This is a genomic window from Oerskovia sp. PE-21s, from assembly GCF_056158145.1.
Genome location: NZ_JBUXJM010000002.1, coordinates 575051 through 595301, shown reverse-complemented (window position 1 = coordinate 595301; position 20251 = coordinate 575051). Strand labels below are relative to the sequence as shown.

General features: G+C 72.6%; 18 protein-coding genes. All 18 read right to left on the bottom strand.

Translation table 11 applies throughout. The features are described from left to right. Positions 1–36: 36 nt before the first annotated feature. The 18 genes from ACZDYF_RS05705 to ACZDYF_RS05620 all read right to left on the bottom strand — a co-directional run bounded on the left by ACZDYF_RS05705 (position 37) and on the right by ACZDYF_RS05620 (position 20195). Entirely contained in the window at positions 37–825 is a 789-nt protein-coding gene (locus tag ACZDYF_RS05705) for a ribonuclease HII (RefSeq protein ID WP_475054530.1), read from the bottom strand. Then, positions 822–1523: a signal peptidase I gene (lepB, locus tag ACZDYF_RS05700; RefSeq protein WP_475054529.1), complete on the bottom strand. Its 702-nt coding sequence runs from the start codon at positions 1521–1523 to the stop codon at positions 822–824. Before lepB ends, ACZDYF_RS05705 begins: the two co-directional genes overlap by 4 nt. Before the next feature lie 236 nt (positions 1524–1759). Beyond that, the gene (gene rplS / locus ACZDYF_RS05695; protein ID WP_191790584.1) at positions 1760–2119 is read right to left on the bottom strand and encodes a 50S ribosomal protein L19; all 360 of its coding nucleotides are present in this window, start codon (positions 2117–2119) and stop codon (positions 1760–1762) included. Between the two features lie 162 nt (positions 2120–2281). After that, positions 2282–3109: a tRNA (guanosine(37)-N1)-methyltransferase TrmD gene (trmD, locus tag ACZDYF_RS05690; RefSeq protein WP_475054528.1), complete on the bottom strand. Its 828-nt coding sequence runs from the start codon at positions 3107–3109 to the stop codon at positions 2282–2284. Between the two features lies 1 nt (position 3110). Beyond that, a complete protein-coding gene (rimM, locus tag ACZDYF_RS05685) occupies positions 3111–3725 on the bottom strand; it encodes a ribosome maturation factor RimM (RefSeq protein WP_475054525.1) in 615 nt (204 codons plus the stop codon). A gap of 260 nt (positions 3726–3985) precedes the next feature. Then, positions 3986–4225: an RNA-binding protein gene (locus ACZDYF_RS05680; protein ID WP_030150613.1), complete on the bottom strand. Its 240-nt coding sequence runs from the start codon at positions 4223–4225 to the stop codon at positions 3986–3988. Beyond that, positions 4225–4659: a 30S ribosomal protein S16 gene (gene rpsP, locus ACZDYF_RS05675; RefSeq protein WP_030150614.1), complete on the bottom strand. Its 435-nt coding sequence runs from the start codon at positions 4657–4659 to the stop codon at positions 4225–4227. The genes ACZDYF_RS05680 and rpsP overlap by 1 nt, the downstream gene beginning before the upstream one ends. Before the next feature lie 510 nt (positions 4660–5169). Beyond that, a complete protein-coding gene (locus ACZDYF_RS05670) occupies positions 5170–6288 on the bottom strand; it encodes an amidohydrolase family protein (RefSeq protein ID WP_191790581.1) in 1119 nt (372 codons plus the stop codon). A 117-nt stretch (positions 6289–6405) separates the two neighbouring features. Beyond that, entirely contained in the window at positions 6406–8028 is a 1623-nt protein-coding gene (gene ffh, locus ACZDYF_RS05665; protein WP_400274836.1) for a signal recognition particle protein, read from the bottom strand. A gap of 58 nt (positions 8029–8086) precedes the next feature. Continuing rightward, positions 8087–9871, bottom strand: a complete 1785-nt coding sequence (locus tag ACZDYF_RS05660; protein ID WP_364073724.1) for a [protein-PII] uridylyltransferase — start codon at positions 9869–9871, stop codon at positions 8087–8089. A 69-nt stretch (positions 9872–9940) separates the two neighbouring features. Then, complete coding sequence (locus ACZDYF_RS05655; protein WP_191790578.1) at positions 9941–10279, bottom strand: P-II family nitrogen regulator; 339 nt, start codon at positions 10277–10279, stop codon at positions 9941–9943. Beyond that, complete coding sequence (locus ACZDYF_RS05650) at positions 10276–11583, bottom strand: ammonium transporter (protein WP_191790577.1); 1308 nt, start codon at positions 11581–11583, stop codon at positions 10276–10278. Before ACZDYF_RS05650 ends, ACZDYF_RS05655 begins: the two co-directional genes overlap by 4 nt. A 193-nt stretch (positions 11584–11776) precedes the next feature. After that, complete coding sequence (ftsY, locus tag ACZDYF_RS05645; RefSeq protein ID WP_475054516.1) at positions 11777–12946, bottom strand: signal recognition particle-docking protein FtsY; 1170 nt, start codon at positions 12944–12946, stop codon at positions 11777–11779. A gap of 108 nt (positions 12947–13054) precedes the next feature. Then, positions 13055–13474 carry a hypothetical protein gene (locus ACZDYF_RS05640; protein ID WP_191790575.1) on the bottom strand — a complete coding sequence of 140 codons (420 nt, stop codon included), beginning with the start codon at positions 13472–13474 and terminating at the stop codon, positions 13055–13057. A gap of 168 nt (positions 13475–13642) precedes the next feature. Next, on the bottom strand, positions 13643–17227 hold the full coding sequence (smc, locus tag ACZDYF_RS05635) for a chromosome segregation protein SMC (protein ID WP_475054513.1): 3585 nt from the start codon (positions 17225–17227) through the stop codon (positions 13643–13645). A 228-nt stretch (positions 17228–17455) separates the two neighbouring features. After that, positions 17456–17920: a nucleoside-diphosphate kinase gene (ndk, locus tag ACZDYF_RS05630; RefSeq protein ID WP_138824817.1), complete on the bottom strand. Its 465-nt coding sequence runs from the start codon at positions 17918–17920 to the stop codon at positions 17456–17458. A gap of 23 nt (positions 17921–17943) precedes the next feature. Further along, a complete protein-coding gene (locus ACZDYF_RS05625) occupies positions 17944–18450 on the bottom strand; it encodes a DUF4233 domain-containing protein (RefSeq protein ID WP_307824042.1) in 507 nt (168 codons plus the stop codon). Between the two features lie 5 nt (positions 18451–18455). Further along, the gene (locus ACZDYF_RS05620; RefSeq protein ID WP_475054509.1) at positions 18456–20195 is read right to left on the bottom strand and encodes an MDR family MFS transporter; all 1740 of its coding nucleotides are present in this window, start codon (positions 20193–20195) and stop codon (positions 18456–18458) included. Positions 20196–20251 lie beyond the last annotated feature (56 nt).

The following is a 20251-nucleotide window of genomic DNA, read 5'->3' as shown; positions in this document are numbered from 1 at the left end:
CCGGGATCGGGCGTCGAGCGCGGCGCGCCCCGACCCTCAGGCCTCGTCGCGCTCGGGGAGCCGCCAGCTCCGCCGGTGCTGCGGCGTCGGGCCGTGGGCCTTGAGTGCCTCGACGTGCACGGCTGCCCCGTACCCCTTGTTGCCGTCCCACCCGTAGGCCGGGTACTGACGCGCCAGACCCGTCATGAGGCCGTCGCGCTCGCACTTCGCCAGGACGCTCGCCGCCGCGACCGACGCGCACTGGAGGTCGGCCTTGACGAGTGTGCGCACGGCCGGGTCCGGCAGGGCGAGGTCGTCCTCGGGGTCGAGGTCGAACGCCTCGAAGAGGTCCGCGCTCGGTCGGGTCAGCCAGTCGTGCTTGCCGTCGAGCAGGACCGCGTCGACCGGGCCGAGCGAGCGTCGCACCTGGGCCAGCGCGCGGCGGCCTGCGAGCCGCAGCGCCACGACGATGCCGTGCGCGTCGATCTCCGCCGGTCCGGCGTGCCCCACGGCCCACACGAGCCCCCAGTCCCGGACCGCGGGCAGCATGGCCTCGCGGGCCGCGGGGGTCAGCATCTTGGAGTCGGTCAGGCCCTTCGGGAACGCGCCCGTGCTCAGGTCCACCACGACGACACCCACGCTCACCGGCCCCGCCAGGGCCCCGCGCCCCACCTCGTCCATGCCCGCGACGAGCCGCGCGCCCGAGTCGAGGATCGCGCGCTCGTGGCGCAGCGTCGGCGGCTTGGGCCCGGTCGACCGCTTCGCGGGGGCCTTGCGGGGCGCGCGTCGGGTCGGCGCGACGTCCGGCTCTCCCGCGACGAGCGGCGCACCGAGGTCGGTCGTCATGGCTCCGGCACCTCCGCGAACACGTCGCCCGGGTTGCGCATCAGCGTGAAGTCGCTCAGCGGCCACACCTTGACGAACGCGGTCCCGACGACGTTGCTGATCGGCACGAACCCGCCGCCCGGCTTGCCGGTGTTGTACCGCGAGTCGGCCGAGTGCTGCCGGTTGTCACCCATGACGAACAGCATGCCCTCCGGGACGACCACGTCGAAAGGGTCCTGGCTCGGGACGGACCCCGGCTTGATGTAGGTCTCGTCGACCGGCTGGCCGTTGACGCTCACGCGTCCCTGCGCGTCGCAGCACACGACCCGGTCGCCCGGGGTCCCGATGACGCGCTTGATGAGGTGCTCCCCCGTGTCCTGCGGGAGCAGCCCCACGAACGTCATGGCCGACGTCACGGCGTTGCCGACGGTCCCGCGGTCCGGGGCCACGTACGGCGGGAGCCAGCCTCCCGGATCCTTGAAGACCACGACGTCGCCACGGTGCACGTCGAACGCGTCGGGGACGAGGCGCGAGACCATGACCCGGTCCCCCTCGACCAGGGTGTCCTCCATCGAGGCGCTCGGGATGAAGAACGCCTGCACGAGGAACGTCTTGATCAACCACGACAGCACCAGCGCGCTGAGGAGGATGATGACGGTCTCGCGCAGGAGCGAGCCGCGACGGGGCGCGGGCCGCGCCGGGGCAGACCCCGCTTCCATCTGGCTCCTGGCGTCCGTCCGCGCCGACGGCGTCGCGCCGGGGACGGGTTCGGGTCGGGCTGCTGCCGGTGCGGCGCTGTCTGTCACGCGATCACTGTGCCACTGCGCGGGCCGTCGGGCGAAACCGGCGGCTGCTGCCGTGGGCCGGCCGACAGGCGCCGGAACGCCGACGGGCGGCCACCGTGAGGTGGCCGCCCGTGGGCGTGCGACGAGGCTGACGTGAGGTCAGGCTCGGGTCACTTCGAGGGGAGCGCGTCGCGCTTCTCCTTGATCTTCGCCTTCTTGCCGCGCAGCTTGCGCAGGTAGTACAGCTTGGCGCGACGGACGTCACCGCGCGTGACGAGCTCGATCGACTCGAGGGTCGGGGAGTGCACCGGGAAGGTACGCTCCACGCCGACGCTGAAGCTGATCTTGCGGACCGTGAAGGTCTCGCGGACGCCGCCACCCTGGCGGCCGATGACGACGCCCTGGAACGCCTGGACACGAGAGCGGTTGCCCTCGACGACCTTGACGTTGACCTTGACGGTGTCTCCGGCCCGGAACTCCGGGATGTCGCTACGCAGCGATGCTGCGTCGACGCTGTCCAGCGTGTGCATTGATCTCTCCCCGCCCTGCCACAGGTCAGACGCGTTCTCGTGGCCCACCGCGAGGCGGGTCCGGTTCAGTACGTGGGTGGTGCTCGCATGTGATCGGTCGCGCACGCGGACGTGCGGTGGGCTTCCCCTGTGGCAGAGGCCCGACCGGCGCACACCAAGGGTCTATTCTGCCACACCGCCGGCGGTGGCACCGGAGGCGGGTCCGGCGCTGCCCGGGGCCCGGTGCAGGGCTCCCCCGCGCACCTCCCAGCCCAGCGAGGCGAGGAACGCCCGGTCGTGCTTGTCCAGGGTGCTCGTGTCGAGGGCCGCGATCAGGTCGGGTCGGCGAACGGAGGTCTTCTCGAGCGCCCGGTCGCGTCGCCAGCGGCGGATCTTGGCGTGGTGCCCCGAGAGCAGCACGTCGGGCACCTCGAGGCCCGACCAGAGGGGCGGCTTGGTGTAGACGGGGTACTCCAGCAGCCCGGCAGCGCCGTGGGACTCCTCGACGAGCGACTCCGGGTTGCCGATCACCCCGGGCAGCAGGCGGGCGACGGCCTCGACCATGACGAGCGAGGCGACCTCTCCCCCGTTGAGCACGTAGTCGCCGATCGAGAGCTCGCTCACGCGGTGCCCGGCCGCACGGTAGTGCTCGGCCACGCGGGCGTCGATGCCCTCGTAGCGCCCGCACGCGAAGACGAGCTGGTCCTCGGTCGCCAGTGCTTCCGCGGTGCGCTGGGTGAACGTCGTGCCCGACGGCGTCGGCACCACCAGGTGCGCGGGTCCGGTCGCGGTCAGCTCGTCGACGGCCTGCCCCCAGACGTCGGGGCGCATGACCATGCCCGCTCCCCCGCCGAAGGGCGTGTCGTCGACGGTCCGGTGGCGGTCGGTGGTCCAGTCGCGCAGGTCGTGCACGCGCAGGTCGAGCAGGCCCGCGACGCGCGCCTTCCCGACGAGCGAGAGGTCGAGGGCCGCGAGGTACTCGGGGAAGATCGAGACGATGTCGATGCGCACGTCAGTCGTTGGCCCCGTCGGTCGTGCGGTCGTCCGCGCCGTCGTCGTCGGACGTGTCGACACCCTCCTCGGCAGCCGAGCCGGGCGTCGGCTCGGCGACCTCGAGCAGGTCGGCGTCGCGTGCGAGGAGGCCGCCCGGAGGGTCGAGCACGACCCGCCCGCCCGGCACGTCCACCACGGGGACGATCGCGTGCACGAACGGCACGAGCGTGCGCGTGCCGTCGGTCTCCTTGAGCACGAGCAGGTCGTGCGCCGGCAGGTGCTCGAGCCCCTGGACCTCGCCCACGACGGTCCCGTCCTCGAGCTCGGCGCGCAGCCCCACGAGCTCGTGCGGGTACCAGGCGTCCTCCTCGTCGGAGACGTCGGCCTCGACGACGAGCGTGATGCCGCGCATGCGCTCGGCCGCCGAGCGGTCGGTCACGCCCGCGAACGTCACGAGCCACTTGCCCTGGTGCAGGCGCGCGCGCTCGATCGTCAGCGGTCCTGCCTCGGCGGGCTCGGTGTCGATCGTGGACCCGACGACGAGACGCGCCTCGGGGTTGTCGGTGCGCATGTCCAGCGCGACCTCGCCGCGCAGTCCGTGGGCGCGGCCGATACGGGCCACCGTGAGCTGCATCGTGTGCTCCTTCTCGTCGTGTTACGTGCTCGTCGTGCGTGGGAACTGCCCAGCGGCCGGGCGCTCCCACCGTGTCACCCGTGCGGTGCGCGCGCACGTCCTGACCACACCACGCGGGCGGGCGTCGGACGGGCGGCGACGGCGGCGGCAGGTGATGGGCAGACGACGAGGCCCGGTCCACCCTGAGGGGGACCGGGCCTCGTCAGCGTGCGGTCGGAACCGTCACGTCGTGCTGTGTATCGGCTTGCGCTCAGCCGTCGTCAGCGGCGGTCGACGTCGACGACGTCGACACGGACCGGACCGTCGACCGACAGGGCACCGATCACCGTGCGCAAGGCACGGGCCGTGCGCCCACCGCGGCCGATGACGCGACCGAGGTCCTCGGGGTGCACCCGGACCTCGAGCAGCTCGCCCCGGCGCAGCGGCTTCGCGTTGACCCGGACGGCGTCCGGGTTGTCCACGATCCCGCGCACCAGGTGCTCGAGCGCCTCGCCGAGCATCAGGCCTGCTCTTCGGCTGCCTCAGCCGCGTCAGCGGACTCGGTCTCGACCGGCGCAGCAGCCTTCTTCTCGGCAGCCTTCGCCTTGACCTTCTCGGCATCCTTGGCGGCAGCCTCGATGGCGGCGGCCGGGTCGACCTTCTCGCCCTTGACGCGCAGGGTGCCCTCGGCGCCCGGCAGGCCCTTGAACTTCTGCCAGTCACCCGTGATCTTGAGGAGCACGAGAACCTGCTCGGTCGGCTGCGCGCCGACGCTCAGCCAGTACTGCGCACGCTCGGAGGAGATGTCGATGAGCGACGGCTCCTCGGTCGGGTGGTACTTGCCGATCTCCTCGATGACACGACCGTCACGCTTGGTGCGCGAGTCCGCGACGACGACACGGTAGTACGGCGCACGGATCTTGCCGAGACGCTTCAAACGAATCTTGGTGGCCACTGTGGTGGTCTCTCCTGGTTCTGGGTGAGGTGACCCGTGCGTCCTCCCGGTGGGGACCAGGTGAGCACGATGTCGGGACACGGCGGTGCGCGGAGAGAGGGGCCGGGCACGCCGAGTACCCGGCTATTGTGCCAGATGCAGCACCCGGCGACCAACATCGCGTCGCAGCCGAGCCGACGCACCGCTCAGAGCGGCGCCACGACCCTCACGCGACCACGCCCAGCGCACGTCGACACAGGCGACACACCGCTCAGAACGGCGCCACAACCCTCACGCGACCACGCCCAGCGCACGTCGACACAGGCGACACACCGCTCAGAACGGCGCCACAACCCTCACGCGACCACGCCCAGCGCACGTCGACACAGGCGACACACCGCTCAGAACGGCGCCACGACCCCCACGCGACCACGCCCAGCGCACGTCGACACAGGCGACACACCGCTCAGAACGGCGCCACGACCCCCACGCGACCACGCCCAGCGCACGTCGACGCAGGCGACACACCGCTCAGAGCGGCGCCACGATCTCCCCGCGCAAGATCACCGCCGTCGGGTGCCGCAGCACCTCGATGTTCTCGCGCGGGTCTGCCGGGTACACGATCAGGTCCGCGCTCGATCCCTCGACGAGCCCGCCGTAGCCCAGGAACTCGCGTCCCTGCCAGCTCGCGGCCGCGACCACGTCGGCGACCGGGACGCCTGCGGCCACCATCTCGGCGCACTCGTCGGCGATCCGGCCGTGACCGATGGTCCCGCCCGCGTCCGTCCCGACGAGGAGCTGGATGCCCGCCTCGTGGAGCTGACGGACCTGCTCGTAGCGGCGCTCGTGCAGGTCGCGCAGACGCGCCGCGAAGAGCGGGTACTTCGCGTCGGCCTGGCGGGCGATGTTCTCGAACTCGCTGATCTGCAGGAGCGTGGGCGTCACGGCGATACCGCGCTCGGACAGGGTGTACATGTCGTCGGGGTGGATCCCGGTGCCGTGCTCGATGCAGTCGACCCCGGCCGCGAGCAGCGACGGGACGACCTCGCTCGAGAAGGCGTGCACCGTGACGCGCGCGGCCTCGGCGTGCGCGACGGCGACGGCCTCGGTCAGCACGTCCTGGGGCCACAGGGGGCGCAGGTCGCCGTCGGCGCCCAGGTCCCGGTCGATCCAGTCGCCCACGAGCTTGACCCAGCCGTCCCCGGCGCGCGCCTCCTGGCGCACGGCCTCGGGGAGCTGCGCGACGTCGTCGAGCTCGAGGCCGTAGCCGCGCAGGTAGCGCTTGGGGCGGGCGATGTGGCGCCCTGCACGCACCAGGCGCGGCAGGTCGCGCCGCGACCTGACCCACCGGGTGTCCAGGGGGGAACCGGCGTCGCGCAGGAGGAGCGCCCCGCTGTCGCGGTCGGCGATCGCCTGCGCCTGGGCCGTGGCGTTGTCGACCGCACCGTCCTTGCCGAGGCCCACGTGGCAGTGGACGTCCACGAGGCCGGGCAGGACCCAGCCCTCGAGCGCCACCATGTTGGTGCCCTGCGCCGAGGGACGCGTCAGCGTGACGTGACCGTCCTTGACCCAGAGGTCGGACACCTCACGGTCGTCTCCCAGGAGGATGTGCCCCCGCAGGTGCAGCGAGGGGCCTTCGAGCGCGGACATCGGACTCCCAGTTCTCGGGCGGTCGGGCTCGCCCGACCTGTCGAGGACCGGGGCCGGGCGGGACGGACGGGGGTCACGGTGAGGGCCACCGTGACCTGCAGGACATAACCTAGCGCGCTAGCGCCCCAGGAACTTCTCCAGGTCGGGCGGGAGCTGGAGGTCGGCCGGGTCCGGCGACTTCTGCGCGCTCTTGGCACCGCCCAGAGCGCCGAACGCCGCGCCCGGCGCCGCGGGGGGCGTGGCGGGTCCGCCGAGGGCGCGAGCCTGGCGGGCCGCCTCCTCCGCGGCGCGCTTGGCCGGGTTGCCCGACTTCGCCTTGCGCCCCTTGGGCGGCGGCGCGACGCGCCCACGAGCCTTCTTGCCGCCCATGCCGGGCAGGTTTCCCATGCCGGGCATACCGGGCATGCCGCCGCCACGGCTCATCTGACGCATCATCTTCTGCGCGCCCGCGAACCGGTCGAGGAGCTGGTTGACGTCGCTCGTCGTGACGCCCGACCCTCGCGCGATGCGCGCACGTCGCGACCCGTTGATGATCTTGGGGTTGTCGCGCTCGCCCGGCGTCATCGAGCGGATGATCGCCTCGATGCGGTCGACCTCTCGCTCGTCGAAGTTGTCGAGCGCCTCACGCATCTGCCCCATGCCCGGCAGCATGCCGAGCATCTTCTTCATGGAGCCCATGTTCTTCATCTGCTGCATCTGGACGAGGAAGTCCGCCAGCGTGAAGTCCTGACCGCTCGCGACCTTCTCGGCCATCTTCGCGGCCTCGTCGGCGTCGAACGCCTTCTCGGCCTGCTCGATGAGCGTGAGCACGTCACCCATGTCGAGGATGCGCGACGCCATGCGGTCCGGGTGGAACGGCTCGAAGTCCGTGAGCTTCTCACCGGTCGAGGCGAACAGGATGGGCCGACCCGTGACGCGTGCGACCGACAGCGCCGCGCCACCGCGCGCGTCGCCGTCGAGCTTCGACAGGACGACGCCCGTGAAGTCGACGCCCTCCTCGAAGGCCTTGGCCGTCGCGACCGCGTCCTGACCGATCATCGCGTCGATGACGAACAGGATCTCGTCCGGGTTCACGGCGTCGCGGATGTCCGCGGCCTGGCGCATGAGCTCGGCGTCGACGCCGAGGCGGCCCGCGGTATCGACGATCACGACGTCGTGCTGGCGCTGGCGCGCGGTCTCGACACCGTCGCGGGCGACCTGGACCGGGTCGCCGACGCTCGTGCCCGACTCCCCCTCGGAACCCTGGTTGCCGGGCAGCGGAGCGTAGACCGGCACGCCGGCACGCTCGCCCACCACGGAGAGCTGGTTGACCGCGTTGGGGCGCTGCAGGTCCGCCGCCACGAGCAGCGGCGTGTGCCCCTGCTCGCGCAGGTGCAGCGCGAGCTTGCCGGCCAGGGTCGTCTTGCCGGCGCCCTGGAGGCCCGCAAGCATGATGACGGTCGGCGGGTTCTTCGCCAGGCGCAGCCCACGGCTCTCGCCGCCGAGGATCGCGACGAGCTCCTCGTTGACGATCTTGACGACCTGCTGGGCAGGGTTGAGCGCGCCGGAGACCTCGGCCGACAAGGCCCTGGACCGGATGGCACCGGTGAAGTCCTTGACGACGGGCACGGCGACGTCCGCGTCGAGGAGCGCGCGCCGGATCTCACGGATCGTGGCGTCGATGTCCGCCTCGGAGAGACGGCCCTTGCTCCGCAGGTTCTTGAAGGTCGACGACAATCGATCTGACAGCGTGGCGAACACCGCGTCATCCTTACCGCTCGTGAATCAGGGAAGTCCCCAGCCTACCGGTCGGGGACGGTCACTCGGGCAGGGTCGCGCGGGTCGCGGCCGTGAGGTCGTCCACGAGGCGCGCGCGCCAGGCGGTCCAGCCCGCCGGACCGAGCGACGAGGAGTCGGCCTCGGTCAGCGCGCGCAGCACGTCCAGGAGGTCTCGTCGCTGCCCGACGGCGTCGGCGAGCTCGGCGACGGTCGCCGGGTCGTCCGGGTCCGCCGAGAGCGCGAGCCGCGACAGGGTGAGGTGGTGGCGCACGAGGCGCGCGACGTCGTCGGGCACCCCGTCCCCGAAGCCCATGCGGCGCAGGATGCCCGGGACGAGGCGCGCACCCTCCTCGGAGTGGTCCTGCGCACCGGAGCGCTTGCCGATGTCGTGGAACAGCGCCGAGAGCAGCAGCAGGTCGCCCCGCTCGACCGCCCTGCGGTCACGCGCCGCACGCGCGACCGTCTCGACCAGGTGACGGTCGACCGTGTGCCGGTGGACCGCCGCCCGCTGAGGCCGGTTGCGCACCCCCGCCCACTCGGGGATCCACGTCGTCACGACCCCCACGAGGTCGAGCGCCTCCCACACCGCGACCTGCGCGGGCCCGCTCCCCAGGAGCGAGAGGAAGGCCGACCGCGCCAGCGCAGGCCACGGCTCGGGCAGGGGCGGGCAGTGCGCGAGGCTGCTCACGGACACCGGCGACAGGGTCAGCCCCGTGCGGGCCGCGGTCGCCGCGGCGCGCAGCGCGAGCAGAGGGTCGGTCTCGGGGTGGGCGTCGATCGCGAGGACCAGCTCGCCGTCGTGCTCGACGAGTCCGTCCCCGACCGACCGCAGCCGCGGCGCGGCCCGCCGACCCCGCACGAGGACCGGACGCCGGGCCACGCTCGGACGCTGGAGCGCCTGGCGTGCACGCCGGACGGTGGTGTCGAGCGCGTAGGAGATCTCCCGGCCCGCCTCGGCGAGGCTCGCCAGGAGCTCGTCGGGGTCGTCGTAGCCGCTCAGGGCCGCGACCTCGTCGAGGTCCGCGAGCAGGAGCCTGTTCGTGTGGCGACCCGTGACGACCTGGACCGCGTCGCGCACGTCGAGCAGGTGCGCGTACGCGCGGTCGACGGTCCCGTGGGGACGGTCCGTGAGCCACGTCGCGGCCAACGCCGACAGGACCACGGCGTCCCGGATACCGCCGCGCGCGTCCTTGAGGTCGGGCTCGATCAGGTAGGCGAGCTCACCCGACCGCTCGGCCCGGTCCTTGATCGACGACAACAGCTCAGGCAGTCGACGGCGCGACGCCGAGCGCCAGTCCGTGAGGACCGCCGACGCGGCCCGGTGGACCACGAGCGGATCCCCTGCGACCGCACGCACGTCGAGCCAGCCCACGGCCGCAGGCACGTCCTTGGACGCGACCTGGCGGCACTGCGACAACGAGCGCACCGCGTGGTCGAGGTCCACCCCGGCGTCCCACAGGGGGTACCAGAGCCGCTCGGCGACCGCCGCGACCTGCTCGGGCGAGTGGCTGCGACCGTCGTGCACGAGCACGAGGTCCAGGTCGCTCACCGGCCCCATGTCGGCCCGGCCGAGGCTCCCCACCGCGGCGAGCGCGATCCCCTCGGTGCTCTCCCCCGCCGTCGCCTCGTCCCACAGCGCCGTGAGCCGGTCGGTCACGAGCGTGCAGACCGCAGAGCGACGCGCGACCCCCGAGCTCCCTGGCCCGCTCAGGTTCCGAGCGACCGCGAGCATCTCGGCCCGCAGGCCCCGCACCCCGGGGGGGTGCGGGGCCTGCGTCGGCTCCTCGGCGTCGCGCGGGGTTCCTGCCTTCGTCGTCCCGGTCATCTCGACCCTTCCGTCGCCCCCGCCGTGCCCCGTCGTCGCTGTTCGTGCCGCCCGGCCCGACCGGTCGCCCTACAGGGCACCCGGTCCGTGCTCGCCGGTGCGGACACGTGCGACGTCGTCGACCGTGACGGTCCAGACCTTCCCGTCACCGATGCGACCGGTCTGAGCCGCCTTGACGACGACCTCGGTGACCGTCGAGGCGTCCTCGTCGTCCACGAGGATCTCGACGCGGACCTTCGGGACCAGGTCCACGGTGTACTCGGCACCGCGGTAGACCTCGGTGTGCCCCTTCTGCCGGCCGTAGCCGCTGGCCTCGCTGACCGTCATGCCGCGGACCCCTGCTGCCTCGAGCGCCGACTTCACGTCGTCGAGACGGTGCGGCTGGATGATTCCTGTGACGAGCTTCATGCCCTGACCTCCTGGATGACACGACCCTGTGCGATGGTCTCGTATGCGGTCTCTCCGTGCTCAGCCAGGTCGATGCCGCCGACCTCGGCCTCCTCGCTGATCCGCCAGCCCATCGTCACCTTGATGACGAACCCGATGACGAACGTGAGCGCACCGGAGAAGATCACGGCGGCCAGCGCGATGACGACCTGGATCACCAGCTGGTCGATCCCGCCGCCGTAGAGCAGGCCCGTGTCGGTGCCCAGCAGGCCGATCAGGACGGTACCGACCAGGCCACCGACCAGGTGGACCCCGACGACGTCGAGCGAGTCGTCGTAGCCGAAGCGGTACTTGAGGCCGACCGCGAGGGCGCACAGGACACCGGCGACGGCACCCAGGGCGATCGCACCGATCGGGTTGACCGCGGCGGCGGCCGGCGTGATGGCGACCAGGCCCGCGACGACGCCCGACGCGGCACCCAGGCTCGTGGCGTGCCCGTCACGCAGGCGCTCGGTGACGAGCCAGGCCCCCATCGCCGCGCACGTCGCGACCGTCGTGTTGACCCAGGCCAGGCCGGCGACCTCGTTGGCGGCACCTGCGGAGCCGGCGTTGAACCCGAACCAGCCGAACCACAGGAGCGCTGCGCCCAGCATCACGAACGGGAGGTTGTGCGGACGCATGGGCTCCTTGCCGAAGCCCTTGCGCTTGCCGATGATCAGCGCGAGCACCAGGCCCGCGACACCGGCGTTGATGTGGACGACCGTGCCACCGGCGAAGTCGATGGGGGCCACGTTGGCGATCCCGTCGGTCACGCCGTAGATCGCCGCCGCGATGCCGTTCTCGCCGGCACCGAGGAGGCCGCCGCCCCACACCATGTGGGCGAGCGGGAAGTAGACCAGGGTCACCCAGACGCCCGCGAAGACGAGCCAGGCGCCGAAGCGGGCGCGGTCGGCGATCGCACCGCTGATCAGAGCGACCGTGATGATCGCGAAGGTGGCCTGGAACCCCGCCGCCACGAGGGCCGGGACGCCGCTGCCCGCCAGGAGGCTGTTCGCGTCGTCTGTCAGGGGGGCCAGTCCGAAGAACTCCGTCGGGTTGCCGAAGACCCCCGCCACGTCGGACCCGAAGGTCATCGAGTAGCCCCACAGCACCCAGATGATCCCGACGACGGCGATCGCGCCGAAGCTCATCATCATCATGTTCAGGACGCTCTTGCCGCGGACCATGCCGCCGTAGAAGAACGCCAGGGCCGGGGTCATCAGCAGCACCAGGGCGGCCGACGTCAGGAGCCAGGCCGTGTTTCCAGTGTCAAGTTCGAAGGGCATGCGCTGTCGCCTCTCACCTCGCCAGCCGGGCGGCCGGACAGGTCAAGACTCGGACAGCGGGGTTTCCCCGCGACGCGCGCGGGGTGACGGAGGTGTAACGGGGAGCACTCGTGTGTAAACGTTGCGTTTCCCGGCGGGTCCGGGGCCGTCCCGGGGGCCGCCCGCCCCCGGGACGTGGTCGCCACGGGCGACGTCAGTCGCCCAGCAGCCCGTCGATGAACTCCTGCGGGTCGAACGGCGCCAGGTCGTCCGGGCCCTCCCCCAGGCCCACGAGCTTGACCGGCACGCCCAGCTCACGCTGGACCGCGACGACGATGCCGCCCTTGGCCGTGCCGTCGAGCTTGGTCAGCACGATGCCCGTGACGCCCGCGATCTCGCCGAAGACCCGTGCCTGGTTGAGGCCGTTCTGGCCCGTCGTGGCGTCCAGGACCAGCAGGACCTCGGAGAGCGGTGCCTCCTTGGTGATCACGCGCCGGATCTTGCCGAGCTCGTCCATGAGACCCGCCTTGTTCTGGAGGCGGCCGGCCGTGTCGACGAGCACGACGTCGACTCCCTCTGACCGGCCCGTGCGGACCGCGTCGAACGCGACCGCGGCCGGGTCCGCCCCGTCGCGGTCGGAGCGCACCGTGCGCACGCCGACGCGGGCGCCCCACGTCTCGAGCTGGTCGGCGGCCGCAGCGCGGAACGTGTCGGCCGCGCCGAGCACGACCGTGCGGTCCTCCGCCACCAGGACGCGGGCGAGCTTGCCCACGGTCGTCGTCTTGCCCGTGCCGTTGACCCCGACGACGAGCACGACGGCGGGGAGCCGGGAACCGTCGTCGGCCGTCTGCGGGTCCGTGGCGAGCGAGCGGTCCAGGCTCGGGTCGACGAGGGCGACGAGCTCCTCGCGCAGCAGCGCGCGGACGCTCGCGGGGTCACGGACGCCCAGGACCCGCACGCGCGTGCGCAGAGACTCGATGAGCTCTCCCGCCGGGCCGGCCCCGACGTCGGCCAGCAGCAGCGTCTCCTCGAGCTCGTCCCAGTCGTCCTCGGTCAGGTGGTCGCGCGAGAGCACCGCGAGCAGCTTGGAGCCGAGCGGCGAACCCGACCGGGCCAGGCGGCCGCGCAGCCGGGCGAGCCGGCCCCCGACTGCCTCGGGGACCTCGACCGCGGGCGGGGCCTCCAGGTCGGCCGGTGCCTCGACCGTGGCCACGGCCCCTGGCAGGGGCTCTCCCTCGGTCGTAGGGAGCTCGTCGGGGCTGCTGCCCGGCGTGGGGGGCGGAAGGGTGGCGCGCGCACCTGGGCGACGGCGGAATCCGACGAAGCCGACCGAGGCGACGACGAGGACGGCGAGGGTGATCCAGAGCCAGAGGAGATCGTTCACCGTCGCAGTCTCTCAAATCCGAGCGCGACGTGCGGGCGGCGGGGTCAGCGGAGTCGGGCGGCGGCGCCGGACGGCGGGCCGAGCGTTCACCGCGCCCGGGTGGCACGCTCAGTCCTGGGGAGCGGCCGGTCCCGGAGGGGGCGTCGCAGGGACCGAACGCACGGCGCCGGTGTGCGGACGCCGGACGGTGGCCACGTGGAGCGTGTGCGTGGCCCGCTCACGAGCCCGGTGCAGTGCGTCGGTGATCTCGTCGGCGTCCATGTAGGCCGGGTCGACGACCTCGGTCGCGGCGAAGAACTCTTCCATGCCGGTGTCGACGGGTGTCGCCGAGGCTGCCTCGCGGTCCTCGTCCGACCGTCGGCGCCAGCTCGACAGCCCCGAGCGGAAGTCGCGCCAGAACCCCTTGATGCCGACCGGAGGTCCCTGGCGCTCGTTGCGGTCGTCGATGCGCGTGACGACGCTCGCGAACAGGAAGACCACGACGGCCGCCACGAGCGCGATCCCGAGGAACACGAACATCCAGAGCATCCGTCAAGTATCACCGGGACGACCGGGTGAGCACCGACCGAGCCCGGCGAGTCCGATGATCGATACAGCATCTTCACACCGCAGGACCCGCGAGATCGTGCGGTTCACGAATCGTGGGCCCCGAGCGGTCGGCACGGGGGCCGAGCGCCGGGCCACCCGAGACGTCGGTCACACGCCGACCTCGTCGCGCAGCCGTTGGCTGATGACGGTCGTGACGCCGTCGCCTCGCATCGTGACCCCGTACAGCGCGTCCGCGATCTCCATGGTCCGCTTCTGGTGCGTGATGACGATGAGCTGCGAGTCCTCCTGGAGCTCACGGAAGATCTCGAGCAGACGCCCCAGGTTGACGTCGTCGAGCGCGGCCTCGACCTCGTCCATGACGTAGAACGGGCTCGGGCGGGCCTTGAAGATCGCGACGAGGAGCGCGACCGCGGTCAACGAGCGCTCGCCGCCGGACAGCAGCGACAGCCGCTTGACCTTCTTTCCCGCCGGGCGGGCCTCGACCTCGATGCCGGTCGTGAGCATGTTCGCGGGGTCGGTCAGCACCAGGCGCCCCTCGCCCCCGGGGAACATCCGCCCGAAGACGTGCACGAACTGCTCCGCGGTGTCGTGGTAGGCCTCGGTGAAGACCTGCTCGACGCGCTCGTCGATCTCGCGGACGATCTCCAGCAGGTCGGCCCGGGACTTCTTGAGGTCCGCGAGCTGGGTCGTGAGGAACGTGTGACGCTCCTCGAGCGCGGCGAACTCCTCGAGCGCGAGGGGGTTGACCTTCCCGAGCTGCCCGAGGGCACGCTCGGCCGAGCGCAGGCGCTTCTCCTGCGCCGCCCGGACGTAGGGCTCGCTCACGGGCTCGCCGTCCTCGTCCTCGCGCACGGTGCCGTCCTCCGCGAGGACGGGGACGGGCCGGTCGGGACCGAACTCGTCGAGCAGGACCTCCGGGTCCAGGCCGAGTTCGGTGACGCTGCGCTCCTGGAGCTGCTCGATCCGCAGCTGCTGCTGCGTCCGGGCCACCTCGTCGCGGTGCGCGACGTCGGTCAGCTCCCGTAGCTGTGCCGCGAGCACGTCGACCTCGGAGCGACGGGCGGTCACTGCCGCGTCGAGCTCTCCCCGGGCGACCTCGGCAGCGTCCCGCTCGTCACGAGCGCGTGCGAGCGACCGCTCGATCGCCGCCAGCGCCGTCTCGGCTCCGTCGCGCACGGCCTCCGCACGGGCCGCCTGACGCACCCGGGCGGCCTCGCGCGCCGCGGCCCGCTCGCGCGCTGCCCGCTCGGTCGCCGCCGCCCGGGCCAGTGACTGAGCCCGCCCGGTCAGTGCACGGGCCCGCTCCTCGCTCGTACGCAGCGCGAGGCGTGCCTCGGTCTCGGCCGCGCGTGCGGCGGTCGCCAGGCCGTTGGCCTCGTCCCGGGCGGCGGTCGCCGCCGCGACCGACTCCTCGGTCTGCTCCGGTGCCGCCTCGGCCTCGTCGTGCCGAGCGACCAGGGTCTCGAGCTCGGCCTGCTCGGCCACGAGCGTGACCTGGGCCTTCTCGAGGTTCGCCCGGACCCGGGCCGACTCGGCAGCGGCCGCACGGGCCGTGGCTCCCAGGTGCCCGAGCTGCTCGGCGACCGCGGCGAGCGCTGCATCGGACTCGTTGAGCCGTTCCAGGGTCGCGTCGTAGCGCTGCTGCGCCTCCTCGGCGTCCTCGAGCGCCCCCACGAGCGCGAACCGTGTCCGCTCACCGCGAGCGATCGCGTCGTCGCGGGCCGCCTGGGCCTCGTCCAGGGCCGACTGCAGGTGCAGCACGCTCGGCGCGGTCGCCGAGCCGCCCCACGCGCCGTGCGCGCCGAGCAGGTCCCCGCTCTTCGTGACCGCCGTGACCTCGGGCGACACCGCCACGAGAGCACGTGCCTGGGCCAGGTCCTCGACGACGACCACCCCGTCGAGCAGGAGCTCGACCGCCACGGCGACCGAGCGCGCGGGCGTCACCACCTGCGCGGCCCACGCGGCGCCGTCGGGCAGGCTCGTCGCGGCCGCGCCGCTCCTCGCCGCCGACGCAGGGCCCGCTCCCCCGCCGACCACGAGGCTCGCCCGCCCCGCGTCCTCCTGCCGCAGGTGACGCAGCGCGTCGACCGCCGCCTCGAGGCTCTCGACCGCGACCGCGTCCGCGGCCGGGCCGAGCGCCGCCGCGATCGCGTCCTCGTACCCCGCGTCGATGCTCAGCAGCGCCGCCAACGACCCGAGCGCGGCCACACCGTCTGCCGCCAGCAGCGCGCCCGCCCCGTCCTTGCGGACCAGGCTCATCTCGAGCGCCTCGACGCGCGCGCTCCACGTCGCCCGGTCACGGTCGGCGGTCTGCTCCTCGGCACGCAGCCCCGTGACCACGGCCGCGGTCCGCTCGACGGCGTCGGCCGCCTCCTCGTGCTCGGCGTCCAGGCCCTCCTCGCCCTCCTCGACGCCCACGACCTGCGTCTCGAGGGACGCGAACTCGAGGTTCGCTTGGTTCCCGCGTCGCTCGGTCTCCGCGAGGCTCTCCCGCAGACGCCCGATCTCGGCCTCGGTCGCCTCGACGCGGGACCGGCGCGCCGCGACCTGGCCGGCCAGCCGGGCCAGTCCCTCGCGACGGTCCGCCGCACCGCGCAGCAGCGTCGCGAGCGCCCGCTCCGCCGTCTGCGCCTGCGCCTCGACCGCGGTCCGCTCGGCCACGGCCGACTCGAGCGTCGCCCGTGCGACGGCGACCTCCGACTCGAGCTCCTGCTCCGCGGCCCGCGCTCGCGCCGCCTGGGCGTCGAGGTCGTTCGGGTCCTGGCCTCGCTGGACGGTCTCCGGCCGCCCCAGCAAGCGCAGCCGCTCCGCCGCGAGCGTCCGGGTCCCGCCCAGGCGCTCCTGGAGCGACGACAACCGGTACCAGACGTCGCTCGCCCGGGCCAGGGCCGGGGCCGCCGCCGCGGCCTGCGCCTCGAGCGTTCCCAGCGCCTCGCGTGCCGTGGCGAGCGATCGCTCGACCTCGGCCTGCCGCGCCCGCAGCGCCGACTCGTCCGCGATCTCCTGCTCGAGGGTCGCCGTGAGCTGCGCGAGGTCGTCCGCGAGCAGCCGCGCCCGCGCGTCGCGCAGGTCCCGCTGCACGACCTGCGCCTTGCGCGCGATCTGCGCCTGGCGTCCGAGCGGCCCGAGCTGACGCCGGATCTCCGCCGTCAGGTCCCCGAGCCGCGTGAGGTTCGCCTGCATCGCGTCGAGCTTGCGCAGCGCCTTCTCCTTGCGCTTGCGGTGCTTGAGGACCCCGGCGGCCTCCTCGATGAAGCCGCGTCGCTCCTCGGGCGTCGCACGCAGCACCGCGTCGAGCTGCCCCTGCCCCACGATCACGTGCATCTCTCGCCCGATGCCAGAGTCCGAGAGGAGCTCCTGGATGTCCAGCAGCCGGCACGACGAGCCGTTGATCGCGTACTCCGACCCGCCGTTGCGGAACAGCGTCCGAGAGATCGTCACCTCGGAGTAGTCGATCGGCAGCGCGCCGTCCGTGTTGTCGATCGTCAGCGACACCTCGGCGCGGCCGAGCGGCGGGCGCCCCGCCGTGCCCGCGAAGATGACGTCCTCCATCTTGCCGCCACGCAGGGACTTGGCGCCCTGCTCCCCCATGACCCAGGACAGGGCGTCGACCACGTTCGACTTGCCCGAACCGTTCGGCCCGACGACGCACGTCACCCCGGGCTCGAAGCGCAGGGTCGTCGCCGACGCGAACGACTTGAACCCGCGGAGGGTCAGGGTCTTGAGGTGCACGGGTCAGAGCCTAGTGCGGATCTGCGGGTGAGACGGGGAGGCGGTGGTGCTGAGGGCGAGGACGGGGGTGGGGCCGCGGTTCTTCCACCCGACCGCTCGTCCCTCGCGACCTCCCGCCAGGCCCGCCACGACCCGCGCCCCCACCCTCGTCCCTCCCCGCGCTCCACGCCGACGAAGACAGGCGCCCCCGTCCGTCGACGGGGGCGCCTGCGAGCGGTGCGAGGGGGCTCAGAGACCGGGGAACCAGAGCGCGATCTCGCGGGCCGCGGACTCCGGGGAGTCCGAGCCGTGGACCAGGTTCTGCTGGACCTTCAGGCCCCAGTCGCGACCCAGGTCACCACGGATGGTGCCGGGGGCGGCCGCGGTGGGGTCGGTCGTGCCGGCGAGCGAGCGGAAGCCCGGGATGACGCCCTGCCCCTCGGCCACGACCGCGAGGATCGGGCCGGAGAGCATGAAGTCGACGAGCGGGGCGAAGAACGGCTTGCCCTCGTGCTCGGCGTAGTGCGCCGCGAGGAGCTCGGGGGTGGCGTCCAGGAGCTGGACGGCGGCCAGGGTGTACCCCTTGGCCTCGACGCGGCGGAGGATCTCTCCCGACAGGCCGCGACGGACGCCGTCGGGCTTGACGAGGACGAGGGTGCGCTCGATGGTCTCGGAGAGCGCGTCGGCGACGACGGGGGCTGCAACATCAGTCATGCGCACGACCCTACCGGGCGTCCTCACATGTTCGGTGCGGTCTCCGGGTGCTCGGCGTCGTAGGCCGCACGCTCGCGGTCGATCCGTCCGCCGAGCCGCAGCGACACGATCCACAGGACCACGAAGATGCCCCCGACCAGGAACATCAGCGGCACCGCGAAGCCGCACGCGATCACGGGGAGCTGCACGACCGAGCCCGCGACGTACCCGCCCGGCCCGCCGACCATGCGGCTGAGGAGGATCAGCACGACCATGAGCGTCCCGCCCACGATCCAGATCGCCGGGCCCGAGGGCACCTGCATCCGGTCCGGCCACGCGTAGGGCACGGTCCGCAGGCCGTACGCGACGAGGGTCGCGAACAGCACGAGGAACGCCTCCAGCAGCAGCGTCGTCGACGTGAACTGGACCTTCGCGGACTTCTTGGCCTTGATGCGGGGCGGGGCCGCCGCGTCCTCGCCCGAGGGGGCGGAGGACGCGGCGGGCCGGGCCTGCTCTGCCGGCTTGTCGGCCGGTTCGATGCTGGAGCTCACGCGCTTCAGTTTACCGGGGCGCCCTGCCGGCCGGGGGCGCCCGTCGGGTCCTCTCCCGGCGGGATGCTCGCCCCGTCCGGCCCGACGGCGTCACGCACCGGGGCGTCCTGCGCCTCGTCGGCGGGCCCGCCCTTCGGGTCCGCGATCGCCTCGCCACGAGCGACCATGCCGGCCTCGCCCGAGAGCTTGACCTCCTTGAGGAACAGCGCGAGCACGAAGCCCACGACGACGAGCGGGACCAGGTACCAGAACGCCGGGGCGAGAGCGTTCGTGAACGCGTCGATGACGCCCGTCTTGACCGGCTCCGGGAGCGCCTGGACGGCGGCGGGGGTCAGGCTCGAGGCCTCTCCCCCGCCCGTGGCCGCACCACCGGGGATGACGTCGGCGAGGTTCGCCGACAGCCGGGTCGTGAAGATCGTGCTGAACAGGGCCGTACCGACGGCCGCGCCGATCTCGCGGAAGAAGTTGTTCGCGCTCGTCGCGGTCCCGATCTCGTGGGGGTCCACGGAGTTCTGGACGGCCAGCACGATCGTCTGCATGACCAGCCCCATGCCGGCACCCATGACGAAGATCATGGCGCCGAACAGCACCATGGACATGTCACCCGTGATGGTGGTGAGCCAGATGATGCCCGCGGTCGTGATGGCGAGCCCGGCGACGGGGTAGATCTTGTAGCGCCCGGTCTTGGTGATCGCGAAACCTGAACCGATCGCGGTGATCATGACACCGACCATCATGGGCAGCATGAGGAAGCCGGACTCGGTCACTCCGGCGCCGGTCGACATCTGCAGGAACGTCGGCAGGAACGCGAGCGCGGAGAACATGCCCATCCCGAGCACGAGGCCGATGAGGGTCGCGATCGTGAACGTGCGGTTCTTGAACAGGTGCAGCGGGAGCAGCGGCTCCTGCGCGCGGTTCTCGACCACGACGAACAGCGCGATCGACGCGAGCGTCGCGACGACCATGCCCAGGAGCTTGGGGTCGGACCAGTCGTAGCCCGTGCTCGTGGTGAGCGACTCCCAGCTCGTGAGCAGGACGATCCCGGACGTACCGACGACGAGGAAGAAGATGCCGGCGACGTCGATCTTGCGCCCCGAACGGTGGCTCGGGAGCTTGAGCGTGAACCATGCGACCAGGAACGCCGCGATGCCGATCGGGACGTTGATCCAGAAGGCCCAGCGCCAGCCGGGTCCCTCGGTGAACCATCCACCCAGGAGCGGGCCGATGACGGCCGCGATGCCGAACAGGGCTCCCATGGGGCCCATGTACTTCCCGCGGTCCTTGGCGGGGACGATGTCGGCGATGATCGCCTGCGACAGGATCATGAGGCCACCGCCGCCCAGGCCCTGGACGGCGCGCCACGCGACGAGCTCCGGGAAGGTCTGCGCGAAGCCCGCACCCGCGGACGCGACGGTGAACAGGCCGATCGCGACGAGGAACGGCCAGCGACGACCCCACAGGTCGCCGAACTTGCCGTAGAGCGGCATGACGATCGCGATGGCCAGGATGTAGGCCGTGATGACCCAGCCCTGGTGCTCGACCCCGTGCAGCTCACCGACGATGGTCGGCATCGCGGTGCCGACGATCGACTGGTCGAGCGAGGACAGGAACATCGAGGCCATGAGCGCACCGAAGATGAGCCAGACGGTGCGCTGCGTCAGCACGATGAGCGGCTTGCCGCTCTCCGCGGGAGACGCGCCGGCCCCGGCCGGCGGGGCCGGCGTCGTGGAGCGGGAGGAGGACATGAGGTATCCGTTCAGGTCGGTGGACAGTCACCCGGCGGACGCGGACCGCGGGTGCG

Coding starts and splice junctions, on each gene's coding strand:
- ACZDYF_RS05620 (WP_475054509.1), bottom strand. CDS start 20,195: ATGTCCTCCTCCCGCTCCACGACGCCGGCCCCGCCGGCCGGGGCCGGC.
- ACZDYF_RS05650 (WP_191790577.1), bottom strand. CDS start 11,583: ATGCCCTTCGAACTTGACACTGGAAACACGGCCTGGCTCCTGACGTCG.
- ACZDYF_RS05705 (WP_475054530.1), bottom strand. CDS start 825: ATGACGACCGACCTCGGTGCGCCGCTCGTCGCGGGAGAGCCGGACGTC.
- rplS (WP_191790584.1), bottom strand. CDS start 2,119: ATGCACACGCTGGACAGCGTCGACGCAGCATCGCTGCGTAGCGACATC.
- ACZDYF_RS05640 (WP_191790575.1), bottom strand. CDS start 13,474: ATGCTCTGGATGTTCGTGTTCCTCGGGATCGCGCTCGTGGCGGCCGTC.
- ACZDYF_RS05655 (WP_191790578.1), bottom strand. CDS start 10,279: ATGAAGCTCGTCACAGGAATCATCCAGCCGCACCGTCTCGACGACGTG.
- rimM (WP_475054525.1), bottom strand. CDS start 3,725: ATGCAGCTCACGGTGGCCCGTATCGGCCGCGCCCACGGACTGCGCGGC.
- ACZDYF_RS05660 (WP_364073724.1), bottom strand. CDS start 9,871: ATGACCGGGACGACGAAGGCAGGAACCCCGCGCGACGCCGAGGAGCCG.
- ACZDYF_RS05680 (WP_030150613.1), bottom strand. CDS start 4,225: ATGCTCGGCGAGGCGCTCGAGCACCTGGTGCGCGGGATCGTGGACAAC.
- lepB (WP_475054529.1), bottom strand. CDS start 1,523: ATGGAAGCGGGGTCTGCCCCGGCGCGGCCCGCGCCCCGTCGCGGCTCG.
- ndk (WP_138824817.1), bottom strand. CDS start 17,920: ATGACTGATGTTGCAGCCCCCGTCGTCGCCGACGCGCTCTCCGAGACC.
- ACZDYF_RS05670 (WP_191790581.1), bottom strand. CDS start 6,288: ATGTCCGCGCTCGAAGGCCCCTCGCTGCACCTGCGGGGGCACATCCTC.